Annotated in this window: 19 protein-coding genes and 1 pseudogene; 11 read left to right on the forward strand and 9 right to left on the reverse strand. The window is 39.0% G+C overall.

What is annotated here, in order from left to right; all coding sequences use genetic code 11:
* Positions 1-18: 18 nt before the first annotated feature.
* Positions 19-1398: a Na+/H+ antiporter NhaC family protein gene (locus AC4JOV_RS06000; protein WP_404820131.1), complete on the reverse strand. Its 1380-nt coding sequence runs from the start codon at positions 1396-1398 to the stop codon at positions 19-21.
* A 17-nt stretch (positions 1399-1415) separates the two neighbouring features.
* On the opposite strand from AC4JOV_RS06000, the gene AC4JOV_RS06005 reads away from it, so the two are divergent.
* The 6 genes from AC4JOV_RS06005 (at position 1416) to AC4JOV_RS06030 (ending at position 6816) form a co-directional block, all read left to right on the forward strand.
* Complete coding sequence (locus AC4JOV_RS06005; protein ID WP_229936046.1) at positions 1416-2111, forward strand: L,D-transpeptidase family protein; 696 nt, start codon at positions 1416-1418, stop codon at positions 2109-2111.
* On the forward strand, positions 2111-3307 hold the full coding sequence (locus AC4JOV_RS06010; RefSeq protein WP_229936045.1) for a vWA domain-containing protein: 1197 nt from the start codon (positions 2111-2113) through the stop codon (positions 3305-3307). The genes AC4JOV_RS06005 and AC4JOV_RS06010 overlap by 1 nt, the downstream gene beginning before the upstream one ends.
* A gap of 210 nt (positions 3308-3517) precedes the next feature.
* Positions 3518-4618, forward strand: a complete 1101-nt coding sequence (locus AC4JOV_RS06015) for a MotA/TolQ/ExbB proton channel family protein (RefSeq protein ID WP_229936044.1) — start codon at positions 3518-3520, stop codon at positions 4616-4618.
* Between the two features lie 66 nt (positions 4619-4684).
* Complete coding sequence (locus tag AC4JOV_RS06020) at positions 4685-5779, forward strand: OmpA family protein (protein ID WP_451923620.1); 1095 nt, start codon at positions 4685-4687, stop codon at positions 5777-5779.
* Positions 5769-5942 (forward strand): hypothetical protein, encoded by a 174-nt coding sequence (locus AC4JOV_RS06025; RefSeq protein WP_229936042.1) that lies wholly within the window; start codon positions 5769-5771, stop codon positions 5940-5942. The genes AC4JOV_RS06020 and AC4JOV_RS06025 overlap by 11 nt, the downstream gene beginning before the upstream one ends.
* A 124-nt stretch (positions 5943-6066) precedes the next feature.
* Entirely contained in the window at positions 6067-6816 is a 750-nt protein-coding gene (locus tag AC4JOV_RS06030; protein WP_229936041.1) for an endonuclease/exonuclease/phosphatase family protein, read from the forward strand.
* 188 nt (positions 6817-7004) lie between these two features.
* Here AC4JOV_RS06030 and AC4JOV_RS06035 read toward each other — a convergent pair whose 3' ends face one another.
* The 5 genes from AC4JOV_RS06035 to AC4JOV_RS06055 all read right to left on the reverse strand — a co-directional run bounded on the left by AC4JOV_RS06035 (position 7005) and on the right by AC4JOV_RS06055 (position 10873).
* The gene (locus tag AC4JOV_RS06035) at positions 7005-7127 is read right to left on the reverse strand and encodes a hypothetical protein (RefSeq protein ID WP_491522201.1); all 123 of its coding nucleotides are present in this window, start codon (positions 7125-7127) and stop codon (positions 7005-7007) included.
* 589 nt (positions 7128-7716) lie between these two features.
* Complete coding sequence (locus AC4JOV_RS06040; RefSeq protein ID WP_229936040.1) at positions 7717-8898, reverse strand: hypothetical protein; 1182 nt, start codon at positions 8896-8898, stop codon at positions 7717-7719.
* Positions 8895-9731, reverse strand: coding sequence for an SH3 domain-containing protein (locus AC4JOV_RS06045; protein WP_491522202.1), 837 nt, complete (start codon positions 9729-9731; stop codon positions 8895-8897). The genes AC4JOV_RS06040 and AC4JOV_RS06045 overlap by 4 nt, the downstream gene beginning before the upstream one ends.
* Positions 9732-10019: 288 nt before the next feature.
* On the reverse strand, positions 10020-10466 hold the full coding sequence (locus AC4JOV_RS06050) for a hypothetical protein (protein WP_229936038.1): 447 nt from the start codon (positions 10464-10466) through the stop codon (positions 10020-10022).
* Positions 10466-10873 carry a hypothetical protein gene (locus AC4JOV_RS06055; protein WP_229936037.1) on the reverse strand — a complete coding sequence of 136 codons (408 nt, stop codon included), beginning with the start codon at positions 10871-10873 and terminating at the stop codon, positions 10466-10468. The genes AC4JOV_RS06050 and AC4JOV_RS06055 overlap by 1 nt, the downstream gene beginning before the upstream one ends.
* A gap of 61 nt (positions 10874-10934) precedes the next feature.
* Here AC4JOV_RS06055 and AC4JOV_RS06060 point away from each other — a divergent pair, with 61 nt between their 5' ends.
* Both AC4JOV_RS06060 and AC4JOV_RS06065 read left to right on the forward strand, forming a co-directional pair.
* A complete protein-coding gene (locus AC4JOV_RS06060) occupies positions 10935-11318 on the forward strand; it encodes a hypothetical protein (protein ID WP_229936036.1) in 384 nt (127 codons plus the stop codon).
* Positions 11319-11441: 123 nt separating this feature from the next.
* Positions 11442-12119 carry a hypothetical protein gene (locus AC4JOV_RS06065; RefSeq protein WP_229936035.1) on the forward strand — a complete coding sequence of 226 codons (678 nt, stop codon included), beginning with the start codon at positions 11442-11444 and terminating at the stop codon, positions 12117-12119.
* Positions 12120-12336: 217 nt separating this feature from the next.
* Here the strand turns inward: AC4JOV_RS06065 and AC4JOV_RS06070 are convergent, their stop codons facing one another.
* Positions 12337-13011 carry a hypothetical protein gene (locus tag AC4JOV_RS06070; RefSeq protein WP_229936034.1) on the reverse strand — a complete coding sequence of 225 codons (675 nt, stop codon included), beginning with the start codon at positions 13009-13011 and terminating at the stop codon, positions 12337-12339.
* A gap of 95 nt (positions 13012-13106) precedes the next feature.
* Here AC4JOV_RS06070 and AC4JOV_RS06075 point away from each other — a divergent pair, with 95 nt between their 5' ends.
* The gene (locus AC4JOV_RS06075) at positions 13107-14063 is read left to right on the forward strand and encodes a WD40/YVTN/BNR-like repeat-containing protein (protein WP_229936033.1); all 957 of its coding nucleotides are present in this window, start codon (positions 13107-13109) and stop codon (positions 14061-14063) included.
* A gap of 56 nt (positions 14064-14119) precedes the next feature.
* On the opposite strand, the pseudogene AC4JOV_RS06080 reads toward AC4JOV_RS06075, so the two are convergent.
* Positions 14120-14299 (reverse strand): annotated as a pseudogene (locus tag AC4JOV_RS06080) (IS256 family transposase); the annotation flags it as partial.
* A gap of 106 nt (positions 14300-14405) precedes the next feature.
* Between AC4JOV_RS06080 and AC4JOV_RS06085 the strand changes: the two are divergent.
* Positions 14406-14819, forward strand: coding sequence for a hypothetical protein (locus tag AC4JOV_RS06085; RefSeq protein WP_229936032.1), 414 nt, complete (start codon positions 14406-14408; stop codon positions 14817-14819).
* On the opposite strand, the gene AC4JOV_RS06090 is transcribed toward AC4JOV_RS06085, so the two are convergent.
* Entirely contained in the window at positions 14816-15442 is a 627-nt protein-coding gene (locus AC4JOV_RS06090; RefSeq protein WP_229936031.1) for a hypothetical protein, read from the reverse strand. The genes AC4JOV_RS06085 and AC4JOV_RS06090 overlap by 4 nt on opposite strands.
* A 404-nt stretch (positions 15443-15846) precedes the next feature.
* On the opposite strand from AC4JOV_RS06090, the gene AC4JOV_RS06095 reads away from it, so the two are divergent.
* Complete coding sequence (locus tag AC4JOV_RS06095) at positions 15847-16272, forward strand: hypothetical protein (RefSeq protein WP_229936030.1); 426 nt, start codon at positions 15847-15849, stop codon at positions 16270-16272.
* The last annotated feature ends 20 nt before the right edge of the window (positions 16273-16292 follow it).

Here is a 16292-nt window from a genome sequence, read left to right on the forward strand (position 1 = left end):
TAAGCTTCGCGTACTTTATTATAGCGTTATCCATCCGGCGATCAAAAACGCGATACTTGCCAACCCTCCGCCGATCAGAGCATAGGGGAGTTGTGTACGTACATGGTCGATGTGGTTGCAGTCTGCTGCCATCGATGAGATGATCGTGGTATCGGAGATAGGGGATGCATGGTCCCCGAAGATCCCTCCGCTGATCACTGCGGCGATGACAAGCGGGATATGAAGGTCCATTGTCGCACCCAGTGCCAGCCCTATAGGCATCATGATAGAGAAGGTCCCCCAGCTGGTTCCCGTCGAAAAAGCCGTAAGCGATGAAACCAAGAATATCAGCAGGGGCAGAAGAAGAGATGGGATATTTCCCTGCAGGATAGAGGCAAGGTATTGTGCCGTGCCCAGCTCACCGATCACTTTGCCGATCAAAAGGGCAAAGACCATGATGGTCGTGATGGGAAGCATATGAGATGTCCCCTCAAAGAGTCCTTCAAAGTATTTTTTATGGGAGATCGTACCGTTTGGTACAAAGAGAAGATAGATAAAGAACAGGGTAGTGATGACGGCATAGTAGACCGAGGTAGAGCCTGACCCTTTGAAGATATCACCCTCTCCGGTGATATAGAGTCCTATAGGTACCAGAGCCACCATGACAACTACAGGCAGAAGCATCCCGTAGAGTGAAGGTCTGATCTCTTTGTGGTTTTCGGGCAGATGATAGGTTTTAGGGCTTGCGGTACGCATTGGACCGATATTTATATTTAAAAATATTACACCAAGCACGATCACTAAAGTAAAGATCGAATAGAAGTTATAAGGGATCGAATAGACCAGCAGAGAGACAGCATCTCCCGTAATCACCTTTGACTCGATTGCCGTGATGATCAGCCCCAAAAGCAGTGCACCCCAGCCATTGAGCGGGATCAGCGAGCAGATCGGTGCAGAGGTGGAGTCACAGATATACGCCAGCTTTTCACGGCTGACACCGTTCTTATCGCAAAGCGGTTTGGCTACGGTGCCTGCCACCAAAGAGGTGATCGATGATTCGATAAAGATCACCACCCCGATAAAGTATGCCAGCAGCATCGCTCCGGTAGGGGAGTCGATACGCCTGGACTTCTCAGAGAGGTATACAACGAACCGTTCTACAGAACCCGAAACCGTAAGCAGCCGTATGATCGCACCGATAAGGAGCACAAAAAGCAGCATTTTGACGATCCACCCCTCAGCAAAGAGAGCGATCACACCATCCCATAGGGCGATAAACGCTTTGAGAGGGTTGTAACCGTTGAGTACCATAAATCCCGCGAAGATCCCGCCAAGCAGGGAAACGATGACATCTTTTGTTATAATAGCCAGAAAAATAGTCAGCAAGGGAATTGCTATTGAGATGATTCCATATTCCATACAAGGATTATAACCAAATGAAGATATTGTTTACACTAGGTTTTCTATTCATGACATTGATCCAGGCACAAACCAGGCAGCTTATCGTGGTGACGACTGAAAACTGGTCTACACCGGAAGGCAAACTCCAACGCTATGAACGTACCGGTAGCGTATGGCAGAAAGCAGGAAAGGCGATAGAAATCAAGCTGGGCAGAAACGGTCTGGGATGGGGGAGAGGTCTGCACACGATTCCCGAACATGCCAGGTTCATCAAAAAAGAGGGGGACGGGAAGTCTCCTGCAGGGATATTTGCACTCAAGCAGGCATTCGGGTATGCACCCTTTCAGATTGATTATCCGTATGAGGTCTATAGAGAGACCGATCACTGTGTAGATGATATCAACTCAAAATACTACAACAAGATCGTAGACAGTACCAAGATAAAGAGAGACTATCAAAGCCATGAGAAGATGAAGTTTCCGAAAGAGTACTACAAGTACGGTATCGTCGTAGACCATAACGGCATTATGGAGGGAGAAAAGTCTATCCGGGGTGCGGGATCATGTATCTTTATCCACATCAAGGCGATCCCAACGGCCGGGTGTACCGTGATGAGTGAAGCCCAGATCAAAGAGATTATGCAGTGGCTGGATCCAAAGAAAACACCTCTACTGGTGCAGGGGACTGAAGAAGTGGTAAAAGCACTAATGAAAGACGAGCGTATCAGATAATGACCTATCAGGAAAAAATCACCAAAGCCAAAGCCAAGCTGATGCTGGAGCATCCGTACTTCGGGACACTCGCTTCAGCACTCAAGATCGAGTCTGACCCTGATCAGCTTACGTTTAAAAGTGACGGCGATACAGTACGCTTGAATGAAGAGTATATCGATAAGTTGAATCTTGCTGAAGTAGAGTTTATCCTCTCCAACGGTGCGATGCATGCCGTCCTGGGACATATGGAGAGATGCAGCGGCAGGGATAAGTGGCTCTGGCAGGAGGCGTGTGACTTTGCGGTCAATGCGATGCTGGTCAAAAACGGTCTGCAGGCACCGGAGTATGTCAACTACCAGCCCCAGTTTGAAGGGATGTATGCCGAGGAGATCTACTCGCAGCTGAAAGAGGAGATGAAGTATGCCCCCGATACGAACCATGACTCCTCCGGTGATGCACAGGATCAGGAGGAGTCTCCCGAACACCAATCAGGAAGTAATGAGGAGCAAACCAAAGAGCAGCAGCCACCGCAAAATGAAGAAGGGAAGGTGGAGTCTGCACAGGAAGAGGAGATCAGCCAGAAGGAGCTGGAGCAGCTCTCGGAAGAGCTTACCGAGTACTTTGAACAGATATTTAATAAGCAAAAGCGCCAAAATGCCCTGCCAAAAGATCTTCAGTTTGTCGTGCCGGAGTATTTTTCTCACAGAGTAGACTGGCGTGAAGTGCTCTCAGGCTTTATCGCCTCCTATGCCAAAACAAGTTACAGCTTTATGCCACCGAATATGAAGTATCTCTACCGTGGTATCTACCTGCCGAGTCTGAGCTCTGATCTGCTTCGAGTCATTATCGCGATCGATACTTCGGGTTCAGTGGACAGGGAGCTTTTAGGTACGTTTCTGGCGGAAGTAGAGTCGATCATGGAGGTCTATCCGAATTTTGAGATCGATCTCATCACCGCTGATACCAAGGTACACTCCCATAAAACCTATATGCCCGGAGAAGCGCTGGAGTATGAGGTCAGCGGAGGCGGGGGAACGGACTTCCGTCCTGTATTTGAGTATATCGATCAGAACATTGACTACCCTACAGCACTGCTTTTCTTTACGGACGGACAGGGGATATACCCCGTAGATGAGGCAAGTTACGATGTGATGTGGGTCATGCCTGAAGAGATCGAAGTACCGTTTGGAGAGGTGCTCCTGCTTCAGGGGTAGCACTGCTTTTTGTTACCCCTCCATAAGAAAAAGGTGTTGTAATATCTGGATTTACAGATTGCTTTTGCATTATAGCGTGTATGAACACTCTGTATTTTTATCTCTGATCATCTCCAGCTGTGAAGGCTCTCTCCCAAATAGAATAATCCTAAAAACTTATTTACCAATAACTCTGTATAATCATTAAAATATTTATTTCAGGATGGTTCAATGCTACAATTAGAACAAAAGCGTTCAAGTTCATGCGCTGTGCAGTTTATCGCGATACTTTTTCTGCCTTTTTTGCTGTTATCGGCTTTAGGGTTGGGGTATATGGAGGTTATCCCTTTGAAGGTCGAGTTACATACACTGGTGATCGTTGCTTTCATTTTTGCGGTCTTTAGCAGCTTTGTCAAACACAATGCCAACTATGCGGCATGCCGTATGCGCGAAAGCTTCAGATATATGGAGGAGGAGCTGCAGGGAGCCCTGCACACCAACTCATTGACAATTATGGAGAAGACCAAATCTACGCTCAATATCACTGAATTTTTCAAAGAGTATTATAAAGAGATGCTCAATGACAACTTTGCGCGTGTCGCTCCATCTGTTTTCCCGATGTTGGGGATCTTGGGTACATTTATTGCGATTGCCATCTCTATGCCGGACTTTACGGTACAGGATCTCGAGGCACTTGACCAGGAGATCTCTATACTCCTATCGGGGATCGGTACGGCATTCTACGCATCCATTTACGGTATTTTCCTTTCCCTTCTCTGGATGTACTTTGAAAAGAGAGGGAGTGCCAAAGTAGATAAGAATATCTACGACCTGGAAAAGCTCTATGCCGGAAGAGTATGGAAAGAGAGTGAACTGATCAAGCACAGACATATGCAGAGCGAACTCAAAGACCAGGCACTTATCAAAACATTGCATGAAACGTTCAATATGGATTTTATCAAGGATCTCAATACCCAGTACCTTCAAAACTTTACAAAAGTACTTGAAGAGACCAGTAAAAACTTCGGTGAAGTGACTGCGCATATGTTGAGTGCTTCCGAACACCTTAAGAGTACTCTGGAAAAGATACATACCAAAGAGGAAAACATCAATGCGGAGTCAGTGATGAAAGCCAATATCGAAGCCTTTAATGCAAGTGCGCATACCCTTCAAAATTCTCTTGAACGCTTTGACGGGACAGTGGACCATACGTTTGAAAAGATAGACAGTGAAATGGCCAGAGCGATCGAAAAGCTCTCTTCCTTCGGAACGGCGATCAGTGAACAAAATCAGATGATTTTAAACAAGTTGCCAGAGCAGGATAAGGAGTAAGCAGTCGTGTTTAGAAAAAAAGCGACAGATGAGGGATCGAACTTCTGGATATCCTATGCCGATCTGATGGCGGGTTTGCTCTTTGTCTTTATCCTGCTTATCGGTGCGATCGTCTCCAAGTCGATGATCCTCAAGAGTAATCTCCATGAGAAAGAAGAGAAGCTGAGTCAAGTTTCCAAGAGTCTTGAGGATAACGAGGGCAAGCTTAAAGATATCAGAGCGGTGTTGGCAAAATACGAGTCTATCCTCAATGAAAAAGAGGCACTGCTTTCCCATAATAGGAAGATATTGGATAAGCAGCAGAACCAGCTGATAGCGCAGGATAAAAAGCTTCAGCTCACTGCAGAAGAGATTAGGAAGCTCAACCGGATGCTTCTTGAAGCAAATACGCAAAGAGACACGCTTAATGATAAAATCGTCATCGTACAGAACCTTCTCACCAAAAAAGAGGATGATCTCCAAAAACAGCGTAAACGTCTGGAGGAGTATGAAGGAAAAGTGCTGATACTCTCCAGCCAACTCAGCGAAGCGGATAAAAATGCGACCCAAAAAGAGGAGAAGATACTGGCACTCTTGAATGCTTTGGATGAAAAAGAGACAAGCTATGATGTACTCTTGGCAAAACTTCAGGATCAAAAAGCAAAGATAAAATCCCTCACCGGGATCAAGCTCAAGGTCATCGCCGCACTCAAGGAAGAACTGGGTGACAAGGTGAACATTGACAAGAAGAGCGGGTCACTGAAGCTGGCATCCAATGTACTGTTTGACAGAGGAAGCCATACGATCAAAAAAGAGGCCGAGGCCGAACTCAAAAAAGCATTTGAAGAGTATGTGGGGACCCTCGTGAGCAGTCCGAATATCAAGCCGTATCTGGACAAAGTGATCATCGAGGGGCATACGGACAGTGACGGTGGATACCTCTATAACCTTGATCTCTCCCAAAAACGTGCATTTGCGGTGATGAATTTCCTGCTTACGCTGGATTTTGCCAAAGCGCATAATATCAAACCACTGATGATCGCTTCAGGGCGCGCCTACCTCGATCCTGTAGTAGTAGACGGGAAAGAGGACAAAGAGGCCTCCAGACGTATCGAGATCAAGTTCAGGCTTAAAAACCAGGATGCGATGGAAGAGATAGAGAAGGTGTTGGATGCCCGTTAAATTCCGTATAGAACAGTTCGAACCTAAAGAGATAGAGAAGGCCCAAGAGGCACTCGATAAAGCGCTTGAAAAGGCTTTGGACTTTCAATCCCTGAAAGAGATGCCAAACGATATATCGGTAAAGAAAAGTTTCCTTATGAGGCTTCTGGAGTGGTTTAAATAAAGTGATAAGCAGATTGCATCACATGAGAGATAAAAGAGGCAGATTCTGATACAATAAGAGAAAAGAGTAACGCTTTACTTAAAGTGTTGGTATCTGTCAAAAAAGTATAGGTGAGTATCATACGATGTTTATCCCTTCTCAACTTCATCACCGTTCCTGTGAGATCGAGTGTCAAAGCACGCTTCCCGATACTTTCGGGGTACTATGCTGGAATGTCTACAAGCAGAATAAAAAACATTTTCATTTCAAACACTACCTGCATACGCTGCATCAGGATAAGTCGATCGATATCTGTATCATGCAGGAGGCTGCCTTCAGTGATCAGGAAAGCTTTGCGCTGGAACACTGTACCTATGATGCTGCAGCCAACATGGAAGTAAATGATGGTTTTTACGGGGTACTGACTGCAAGCCTTGTCGCATCCAAATGTGCCGATGCCTACCTCTCTCAGGGAAGGGAGAGCCTTTTTGGTCCGCATAAGAGTCTTCTCGTCAGCCACTATCCCCTAAGTGACGGGCGTGAACTTCTGATACTGAATGTCCATGCGATCAATTTTCGAGAAAACAGACATTATGACAGGGAGTTGGAACATTTTCTTGTGAGAGTCAAAGATCATAAAGGGCCGATGATCATTGCGGGAGATTTCAATACCTGGAACAAGATACGCATGCAGAAACTCTACCATTTATGCAGAGGATTGGGGCTGGAGAGGGTGCCCTTCAGCCAGGAGGATAAGATCAAGTCATTTATGGGACACCATCTTGATTTTATCTTTTTTAGAGAGCTGGAGCTGTTGGAGTATGAGGTGATAGAAGAAGATACGATCTCCGACCACAACCCTTTGATGGCACGTTTCCGATGCCTGGAGAAGTAGGGAGTGTCATCCCGAATCTATCTTCGCATCTAAAGGTTGTTTACTCTGTGCTTTGGGGCAAAGGCTTACATAAAGTTCGAATCTCTCACTGTCCGACATTCATTCAAAAACCCAAAAATTTAGGCAATGGTTAAAGTAAAAAAAGCTGAATCCTATGAAAGTTTTTAGCTTTGTCATAAAATTCAGGATCAAACGGCTGACCACTTTTGTAAAGTGAGTGAGCAATAAGTATCATGCTGACGCATCACGGAAATCAGTGCAGGATTGGAGTGCGTTCCCTTCTCTTTGAGCTTATCATAAAATGCTTTCATATAGGGATTATGCTGCAGAGGAGCCATGACAGGCATAAACAACATATATCGATATAAAGTGCCTCTTTTTGATAGCTTTGTCTTTTCTGTAAAGATGTTCCTGAACTGGTTTCAATACAATCTAATCCACTGTGTGCTGTGATCTCCTGTCTGTTTGCTTCAGGATAAGAGATAAAGAGATGAGGAAGTACCCTAGCAGATAAATCACCTATTCCTTTAAAGGTTTTCATCACATTAGATTTATCATGTAATATATCATTGGAAAGAATGATCTGTTTGACTTGGGAGAGGAGTGCGTCTTCCTGGTTTTGGATAACGCTTAATATCCTGTTGAAGCTTTTTAATGATAAAAATATTACTTTGTTTGGCCTTAACTGTTTCCAGGTGATGAGTAAGTGCAGTGCGTTATTTTAGAATAAATTGATAGTAGCTGAGTATTTCGCCTACAGCATCTTTGTATCTTTGATGGGAATTGAGATATGGAATGAGAGAAAGAAGTAGTTTGCCCATATGTTGTATCTAATTTTTTTGGAGTCCTTTCTCTTTCGTCCCTTCTCTTTCATCCCTTCTTACTATGTTCATTCTGGATTTATCTTAATGGAACAAATTCGTATCGCCAGTAACTTTTACTTCCAAGCCTTGTATATCCACCAATTGTTTTGAAACTGTTTATATCAGATCCATCAGGCAAAAGTATCATATAGTTCTTTTCAGTATGTATCAAGTGAAACTTTGATTTGTCACCAATTTTTTCAAGTATCCAATGGTGATTGTCCGGCTTACTGACGATTTTTGTTTTCAACTGACCGCTGGGTTCGTTTGCATAATAGTATTGAATGTTTACAGTACGGTCATCCATAGTAAGTATACCGCCTTGAGGATATGATTCTTCGGTCCTTTTCCATTTCCTAGATAGCGTCATATTGGTTTTATAATTTTTTTTATTCTCTACTTTAGGAGTTACAGAGTTTGTATTGGTATTACTTGAAATTTGATACTCTTCTTCTGTCAACCTATCGCGTTCATCAAAAGCTTTCGTAAGAGCGGCTAGTTTATCATGTGGACTCATAGCTTCTTTTTGGTTCTTGATATTTTTTTTGACTTCAGGCTTAGTTGATTTATATGCAGTTTTATTATTTGTCTGTGCAGGTGATTCCTTTTTCCTGTTTTGTTTTTTTAGCCATCTTCTTGCGGCACTGACATCATAATTTACAACAATGATATGTGATGCTTCAAAACCGTACCACATTCCCAACCTTTTGAACTGTTTCATGATCTTAACCGCTGTGTCTTTAGGTAAAAATATCGGTGCACTATCAAAACCAGTATAGAGAAATCTGTCCCACTCAGGACTTCCCGTGACATTGTAACTCCACTCATCTGGCTTCCCCAAGGCTCCCATATCTATTGCCATTCCCATATTTATATCATTACTGTAGTCATTCTCTACGTTGGCATAGATCTTTAGTTCAGTCAGTTTCAAACTTTTTTGTACTTCTGGTGGAAAGATATCCGTATCATATATTTTTCCATCTATCCTTATCCATTTTCCAAGTTTGTAGGAGGCATTTGCTTTGATAATGACATCCCCCATGAGAAACCCAATAGAGTATCTCACTGTAATTTTTTCTATCTCGAAGCTGTTATTTCTCTTTGCATTATTTTGTGATGTAGCAGGAACAGTAAAAGTCCCGTTAAAAGATTGGGCATGGATAAATGATGAAAACAGAATAAGTGGTAAAAACATTTTAAGAAGATTGATAAAAATCATCGTTTATCCTTTTGTTGTTCTAAAAAGTTTTGAAGTGTATCATTTGTGATACAAAAGCCTTCTTCTGCATCGGCTGGCATAGCAGTAAACTTGGTCGCTGCTATCAGAATATCTTTACTTACCCAGCCCATCTTGATATCTTCGAGAGTAATCTCATCACCAGACATATCGATATCGTAGATGATATTACAGCGATCATTATCACACTGTAAGGAGAAATAGCAATTTTGGGATTGGGTAAGTGTCGTAGAAGGTGTACGACTTTCGGAAGTCGGGAAAATATCTATATCCAAGCCCTCTGTCATATTGATATATGTGACGTTTGTATATGTCTCCAAGTGACTCTTTTTGATCCATCCATTGGCTTCACCATCCATATCTGTATCATAGCTCCTGACCTTGCACCACTCCTCCTTTTCACTATCTTTTTTACACGTGAGTATAACGACTTTCTGTGAGGATGTGACAGTATCGAGGGTAGCACTGTTTGTGGTTGGCTGATCTCTAAGCGATAAATTTCTTTTGATTCTGTAGATGAGTGAACTGCTGGAGTGTGAAAGCTTTGTCGTTGTATCACTCTTTAGCGTAGATGCAAGCTCTCTTTTTTCATAAAGTTTGATATATCTTGCATTTACCCACCCTGTAGTGTTTCCTGCGCTAGAGATATGATTGATATTACACCATTTTTTCCCTTTTCTTTCAATGCAGGAAAGCACACGTATATTTTTAGCATTATAAGGTAATTCGCCTACTATATTATAGTCTGCACTGTCTCCACTACGTACATTCAATGTATCTAGAGAAGAGACATTGACAACTTTGTATATATCCACTGTTTTAGGATAACTAATAACTGTGAACAGTATCAACAATATAATTTTTTTCATTTGATTGTATTTCATCCCTTGGGTTGATCATTTACATGCTTACTTATTGGGTAAATACCTTCAAAGAGGTTGTATTTGTCATTTGTCACCTTCCCCATTTACTCCATAAATTCGCAGGTATTAAGCTGTATAGTTACTTGTTTGAATTATGCCGTTCTTAAAATAGAACTCGGCTTAAAGGCTAAATCTATAGACTGTTTATAAAGTCAATGGAAAGGCTTTTTTAGCCAAGAATTATTCTGATCTTTTAAATAATCTCAAATCTATCGATGGGATATCATGTAGTTTGAGAGGTTTCATCGTTTTGAACTCTTGGCTTTCTATTGTTGTATGCTCTGGTAGCTTTGTGCACGAAAGTCCATCTGTAAGTTCTATATATTCACTACTGTTCAAATCTTTTGAGAGTGAAATTCTTTTGAGATAGATTGTTATCTTTTGAATATCTCTTTCTTCTTTCATAATACAAGATCTTTTTACAAATCCCGGAGCATTGATTTCAAAAGTTTTATTAACATCTACATGTATACTGAATTCACCTTTTTCATTCAGAGGTATGAAATCGATTGTGGATCCATTAATAGGAAGTTTTATCTTGTCTTGAAGAACTTTTCCAGTGATGATATATTTATCATTTGCAACGAGACAAGTCAAACAAAGTACAGCAGTTAAAAAGGTCTTCATTAAAACTCCGTTTGGGGTACATCTTTGATTTGACCTTGATAAGGGCTTTTTGAAAAGCTTTTTCCTTTTGCCGCCAATGAGCATTCTCTATGAACACATTTTAAAAATGCTGTATACTCTTCATCTTTATGTAATAAAACAGCACTTGATGGACCTACCCATCCTATGAGTCTATTCGGAATTATATATCTGATAGAAATTTCATCACCTGCTTTGAATTCTGAAACCGATCTTTGTACTTTGATAACCTTGGCATAGGCATCTACATTTTCTCCATGTTTATTAACGTGTAAGACTAGCACCTTCAATATCTCAGGTGAAATAGCTTTCATTTTATCATATACTTGTGGGGGAAGTTCAGCCACTAAAGAGGAAATAAATATTAGTAAAGTAAAAAGATATTTCACAGATACTCCTAGGTAAGATATAATAAATTGTATCATATTTTAGGGATGGACAAACATTGACATGAAGAACTTATGGCAAGTTGGTATCTATATTTTTTTAACGATAATTTTAGCTGGGTGTGGCGAACTTACTTTTCATCTTCATCCTGCACCTACTAATGAAAATGATGATGTTAAATTGAAGGTCGGAGATGAGATTGTTGCTATCACTCAGAGTGATTGTGTCTCTATAGGCGGAGGATATTTCCCTTCAATTACTTCAGATAATATTGATGTTGTACAGCCGGTCAATATAAAAACACCTTGTGGCCATAAAGTTTTTCTAAAAGCCATAAAAAAAGGCAAAGCTACAATGTGTTATATCCCAATATACAGAATTGGAAAGCAAACAAAAAATGCCAAGCTTGATGATTGTGAACGTAAGTTTAGAGTGATAATAGAGTAAAGGTTTGAAGCCTAAGATTTGAATATGCACTACTATAGTTCAGGTTGAATGATATTAGTGTATCTCAAAGAGATATTACTATCAATATGTTAAGTTTAACGATACCGTCAATGAAGGGTCTAAATGACAAAATATTATCTGAAAGGCTATAACTCAGGTGGCTATAGCGATACCAGAGAGATAGAGTTCGATGGTGAGATTGAGAAATTCTATAAGCCCGAACCAACCGGAAACTTTCCTCTGATGAAGGAGCCCTGGTACAGATATGTATACAATGACGGAAGGATAGTTGAGGATAAGGGGGAAATACTTCAACAAATCATTAATGAATATTCCTGGAATGAAACATTTGCAACTTACGAGATTACCCGGGATGGAGAGTCATCGAGTAGTGGAGAGCTTGATAAAGAGAAGCCCTCCGAACAAATTTCACTAATGAGGTTACTAAAACGCTTCTTTAAAACACGGTATTTGTTATTGCTTCCTATACTTTATTTGATGGGACAGTGGTTAGAAGGACCCTCTACACGCACTATACTTCTTTCCTGGACTTTTGGAATCACATCATTACTATTGCTTGGGTACGTATCGGTCTATATGTATCTTTTGAAGCCTAAGCAGTATCCTCTGGCCTCATTATTTATCCATACATTATTTGTAGGTTCTTATCTATTGGTAGTTTTTCAGTATCAAGAGAGAGTTGATAAAAACTTTCAACTATATAGCGGGTTCTTGATGGGAATGTTTGGAATTCATTTATCTTATTGGATCAGTTCATTATTTGATAGAAAAATCACATAAGAATCCTGTTTTATATGATGGGGTTAAAGAGCTGATGGAAAATTTGAAGAAGGCTTCTTAGGTGAAAGTATTAAGTCAAAATCGGATAAGGTGTCTGAAACGACTGTGCCAGCTGAACAAAGTAGTGATGCTAACGGTATAGGTAATATGGAAGAACTTTTCAGGGGTTGGTATGGGAGTTTAATTAACTTCCAAAGTTCACCACTGATGAAAGTAATTAGTAATCTTTTATATCTATTATACTATTCGCCCTGTCAAATATGATTTCCTGATAACCGTCTTCCTCACCATTTTTTTTAATTATAGCGGTGTATTTTTCCGAATCATTCAATAACAGTGTCACTATAAATGGGTCATCTTCCACATATTCCTCATGTTTTTGCCCAATTCTTGGGGTTCCGTACCGTGTCATGTACGCCTGTATCTCAACATCTTTGAATGTATAAGTTAAATGATTCTTTCCATCAAAAACCTTCAGAGTGATTGATGGAATTTTAATTATGTTAATTCTGCCAGGAAAAGCTCTGTCCAAAGGCTCATCCATTTCAAAAGTATAAGTCTGTAATTCTTTGTTTGCGGGATAAGGTAATATTTTTAGATGGTAGGATGTTATATCATAACCATAATTGAACTTTGCACCGTTCTTTTTACTTTCGTCCTCAATAGCGGGGAAAGTGAATCTTTCAAGATTTTGACATTCATCCATGTATTTGTCCAAGCATCTTGACATCTCTCCAAATCGATATTTTATACCATGATAAATATGATGGTCATTTGAAAGAACACTTTTTTCAAACTTCGTGTTTTTGTCAGATCCAATCATCTCTTTCAAGGATTCTTCGGCAAAAATACTTATTGAATAAACCGTTAAGATCCAAACTATTAACTTCATATTAATTCCTATTTTTTATTGAATGAAAAATACTTTTTGTATAAAAATATTATACTAGCATGAATAGCCAATATTATTTAAAAAGGGAAAATGATATGAAATACATTTTATTGACATTAGTTATATTGTTTTCAGCTAGACTTTTTGCAGAATTACCATCTGTAGAGTGTTATCAATTTAATAAGAATAATTTCCAGAGTCATATTAATATTGAAAACTTTGATGATGAAAATGTTTTCATGATCATTAGAGGTTATGGTATTGCACCAAGTGATTCTCCACAAGTGAGTATAGTCTATGATGTCGATCAGGATTTAAGAGGATTCTCAAACTGTACGATTAAACAAAAAGGACATTTTGATTGTCAAAGTACAAATACGTCTAGTTTGTCTTTTTCATTTCGTGATAACACAATGTTGTTAGAGATTGATCAGGTGGAGTTGAGTCAAAATTTTCATGGAGATAGCAGATACATATTAAATGCCAAAGGGGAAAATCCAATCCAAGGTAAAAAAGTCACGTGTGAACAACCGATAAAGACCAAGATATATGCAAAGATTAAAAAGGGAAGTATTGAAGAAAAAGTATTAAAATCAATAGATATCAATAATATAGTCGTGAAGGACTTTAAAATGTTTGAGAATAAGATGATAGTATTGGGAGAATATGATTCATTGGAAGAGAGGGAGAAGGGGCTGTTGGAAGAACATTATTTTCCCTTGGTCGTTCTATTAACCAATGACAGAGGTAAGCATTGGAAAAAAATAGTAAATTTTGAACAACATGCTCCCCTAAGTTTTTTTGAAGTCATTGATTCGGAGCATATGATTATCGGTATGTCAAATGAAGGGGCAGGTGGATATATCATTACTTCTATAGATGGTGGGAAAAACTGGAAAACCACGTATGAAGGTTCATTGTTAAATGGGTTTAAACCAGTACAAATAGATAGAAATGAAACAATTAAAGTGTACACAATAACATCAATTTTATACAGTAAAGACTATGGATTAACTTGGAGGGAAACTCCTCTTGTTAAAAGTTCAGAGTAATACCTTGCCATCGAGAGCGTTTAAAATTCCGGGTCAGTCCCAATTAGTAACATAAGTTACACCTCTAGATATTTATCCAATCTCCCTTCAAAGAAGATTGTCAGTTGAGAAATAGTCAGCGACCAATTCCAGACCGGCATAGCCCATTTTTTAGAAGCATTCATGATACCCATATACAATAATTTCATCAAGCTGTTTTCATTAGGTTTGGTTTTAGTCAATCTTCTAAACAGTCTAAGATTTTTCATTATATCTTTTTCAAACTATGATATGCGGTTTGACAAAAAGTTATTTCTGATATACTCTAGAGATATTGAATATAAAAAAGTGGTTTATACTATTATGGAAACGTTATTAGAATCTAGCAATTATATCCTTGCACATGAATTTGAAGATGTCATTCTTAAAGATAAAAATAATGGCAAAATATATAGTCTGGGCAGCCATTATGGTGATCCTGTGCTTGGTTTGATCGCACCTGATGAGAGTTGGTTTATTACAGCAGGAGAGGGTCTTCTGTATTTTGACTTTAAACGTGGTTTACATGAATTCTTTCGAAAAGACTTGAGCAGTGAGGGGTCTTTATTTGTTCATTCAGCCTGCATCGAGTCGAATGAGTCAGTAAGGATACTCATAGACCCTTGGTCAGAATATGCGTCTACATGGATTCTGTCCATTCCAGCTTTAAAAATACAAAAGATTAAAAATGGGCCTTTAATGATCGGCAAACCCTGGCAAGAAAAAGTGTTTTATTAATAACCTGCTTTGATTAACTTTTCTTCCAGGATATCAAGTTTTTTTAAAATCAAATTTTTATTTTTTGCTGATTTGATCCATTGTGGAAGATTAGAGACCAAAGAGTATTTATGCCTTGCGTCATCTTCTCTTAAGTCTGAAGAAACATACTCTTTCAGGTATTTCAGATGTGCATCATTATAAACCCATAAAATATGATCTTTTACGGGAACTTGTAACCATAGCTCTAATCCAAAGTAGGGGTCAGTCGGTTTATTACCCTTGTATCTATACCAAGTGAGAGGATAACACTTTTCCACATTACATTTTGGACATTTAACTGAGAGTTTTTTATAAGGTTTTTTTGTCGGTTTGGTGCTATAGAGTAATTTGTTGCCGCAAAAACCGCAATGTATCTTGAGAAGGCCTTGGCAATAACCAAACCATTTTTCATCTTTATTCTTTGTGAATCCACATTGCTGACAATGTAGTGAAGAACTATAATCGCTTGGAAAGGGGAGTGTATATTTACTTAGTTTCGTTTTTACAAAACACGGACCTTCGCATTTTGGACATTTTCCTAAAATGTTTTCACTGAAGTATACTGTTGGATACATTGGTTTTGTAAATCTGGTTTTTGACATTTCAATCTTTATTATTTATTGATCATCTCACATAGTAGGAGCTTTAGACAGATTGGTTAAGTTATAGTAATTAGTATCCTCACCACAAAAACCAATCTTGTTTGAAGCTTATTGATCCATCATTTTTTGAGGAGCTTTTTTATTTGGTTTTTTTGTATTATAGCACTTTATCTTTTCCCAGTGTTTTGTGAAACCTATGAAAATATTTTTCATTATTCATCCTTAAAAGGAGATCTAGATGACTATGTAATTTTTTCACTGTACAGCCAATTTTATTTTTATTATCATAATGAAATTTACTTTAAACTATATTATAATAAGTTTTAATGTTATAGTAGTCCTATGAATGTTAAAAACACATACTTAAGAATAGATGGAGCATGAAGATCATAAAAGGAAAAAACATGAAGCGGAATAACAGACAGAGTGATAAAATATACATCTTTCTTATTCTAGTGACAAGTTTATTTTCATCAAGTCTGTTTGCTTCTTTCCCAAAAACGTATTATGATTTTATCAATATATACAACTTGGAGTATAAAGATAAATTACCTATGAAGTTTGATGAGAATACAGAAATTGTAAAAGTCAAACATACTCTGCATGATTTTTTTATTTATTTCAATATCAATATTAATCATGAAAAACTTGATAAAGAAGCGTATACAAATACAATGAAGAAAAGATTATCCAAAGAGTATTGCCATAATGAATATTATGGCGGTTTGATAAAAAACGATGATGCGGTTTTTCATTTCATTTTTTTGTATAACCAAGATCAGCTTCATGAACTTGTCTTGGATAGGATTTCATGTGAAAAATATCATTAATGAGATCTAAATCTAAGAGT

Source organism: Sulfurovum sp. MH2-6 (assembly GCF_058374785.1).

Bases quoted from the DNA above. Each gene is read 5' to 3' on its own strand.
- AC4JOV_RS06025 (WP_229936042.1), top strand. From the start codon at position 5,769: ATGCCCGTTAAATTCCGTATAGAACAGTTCGAACCTAAAGAGATAGAG.
- AC4JOV_RS06035 (WP_491522201.1), bottom strand. From the start codon at position 7,127: ATGAAAGCATTTTATGATAAGCTCAAAGAGAAGGGAACGCACTCCAAT.
- AC4JOV_RS06075 (WP_229936033.1), top strand. From the start codon at position 13,107: ATGAAATACATTTTATTGACATTAGTTATATTGTTTTCAGCTAGACTT.
- AC4JOV_RS06030 (WP_229936041.1), top strand. From the start codon at position 6,067: ATGTTTATCCCTTCTCAACTTCATCACCGTTCCTGTGAGATCGAGTGT.
- AC4JOV_RS06060 (WP_229936036.1), top strand. From the start codon at position 10,935: ATGAAGAACTTATGGCAAGTTGGTATCTATATTTTTTTAACGATAATT.
- AC4JOV_RS06050 (WP_229936038.1), bottom strand. From the start codon at position 10,466: ATGAAGACCTTTTTAACTGCTGTACTTTGTTTGACTTGTCTCGTTGCA.
- AC4JOV_RS06000 (WP_404820131.1), bottom strand. From the start codon at position 1,398: ATGGAATATGGAATCATCTCAATAGCAATTCCCTTGCTGACTATTTTT.
- AC4JOV_RS06005 (WP_229936046.1), top strand. From the start codon at position 1,416: ATGAAGATATTGTTTACACTAGGTTTTCTATTCATGACATTGATCCAG.
- AC4JOV_RS06020 (WP_451923620.1), top strand. From the start codon at position 4,685: ATGGCGGGTTTGCTCTTTGTCTTTATCCTGCTTATCGGTGCGATCGTC.
- AC4JOV_RS06065 (WP_229936035.1), top strand. From the start codon at position 11,442: ATGACAAAATATTATCTGAAAGGCTATAACTCAGGTGGCTATAGCGAT.
- AC4JOV_RS06010 (WP_229936045.1), top strand. From the start codon at position 2,111: ATGACCTATCAGGAAAAAATCACCAAAGCCAAAGCCAAGCTGATGCTG.
- AC4JOV_RS06090 (WP_229936031.1), bottom strand. From the start codon at position 15,442: ATGTCAAAAACCAGATTTACAAAACCAATGTATCCAACAGTATACTTC.
- AC4JOV_RS06095 (WP_229936030.1), top strand. From the start codon at position 15,847: ATGAAGCGGAATAACAGACAGAGTGATAAAATATACATCTTTCTTATT.
- AC4JOV_RS06085 (WP_229936032.1), top strand. From the start codon at position 14,406: ATGGAAACGTTATTAGAATCTAGCAATTATATCCTTGCACATGAATTT.
- AC4JOV_RS06040 (WP_229936040.1), bottom strand. From the start codon at position 8,898: ATGATTTTTATCAATCTTCTTAAAATGTTTTTACCACTTATTCTGTTT.
- AC4JOV_RS06015 (WP_229936044.1), top strand. From the start codon at position 3,518: ATGCTACAATTAGAACAAAAGCGTTCAAGTTCATGCGCTGTGCAGTTT.
- AC4JOV_RS06070 (WP_229936034.1), bottom strand. From the start codon at position 13,011: ATGAAGTTAATAGTTTGGATCTTAACGGTTTATTCAATAAGTATTTTT.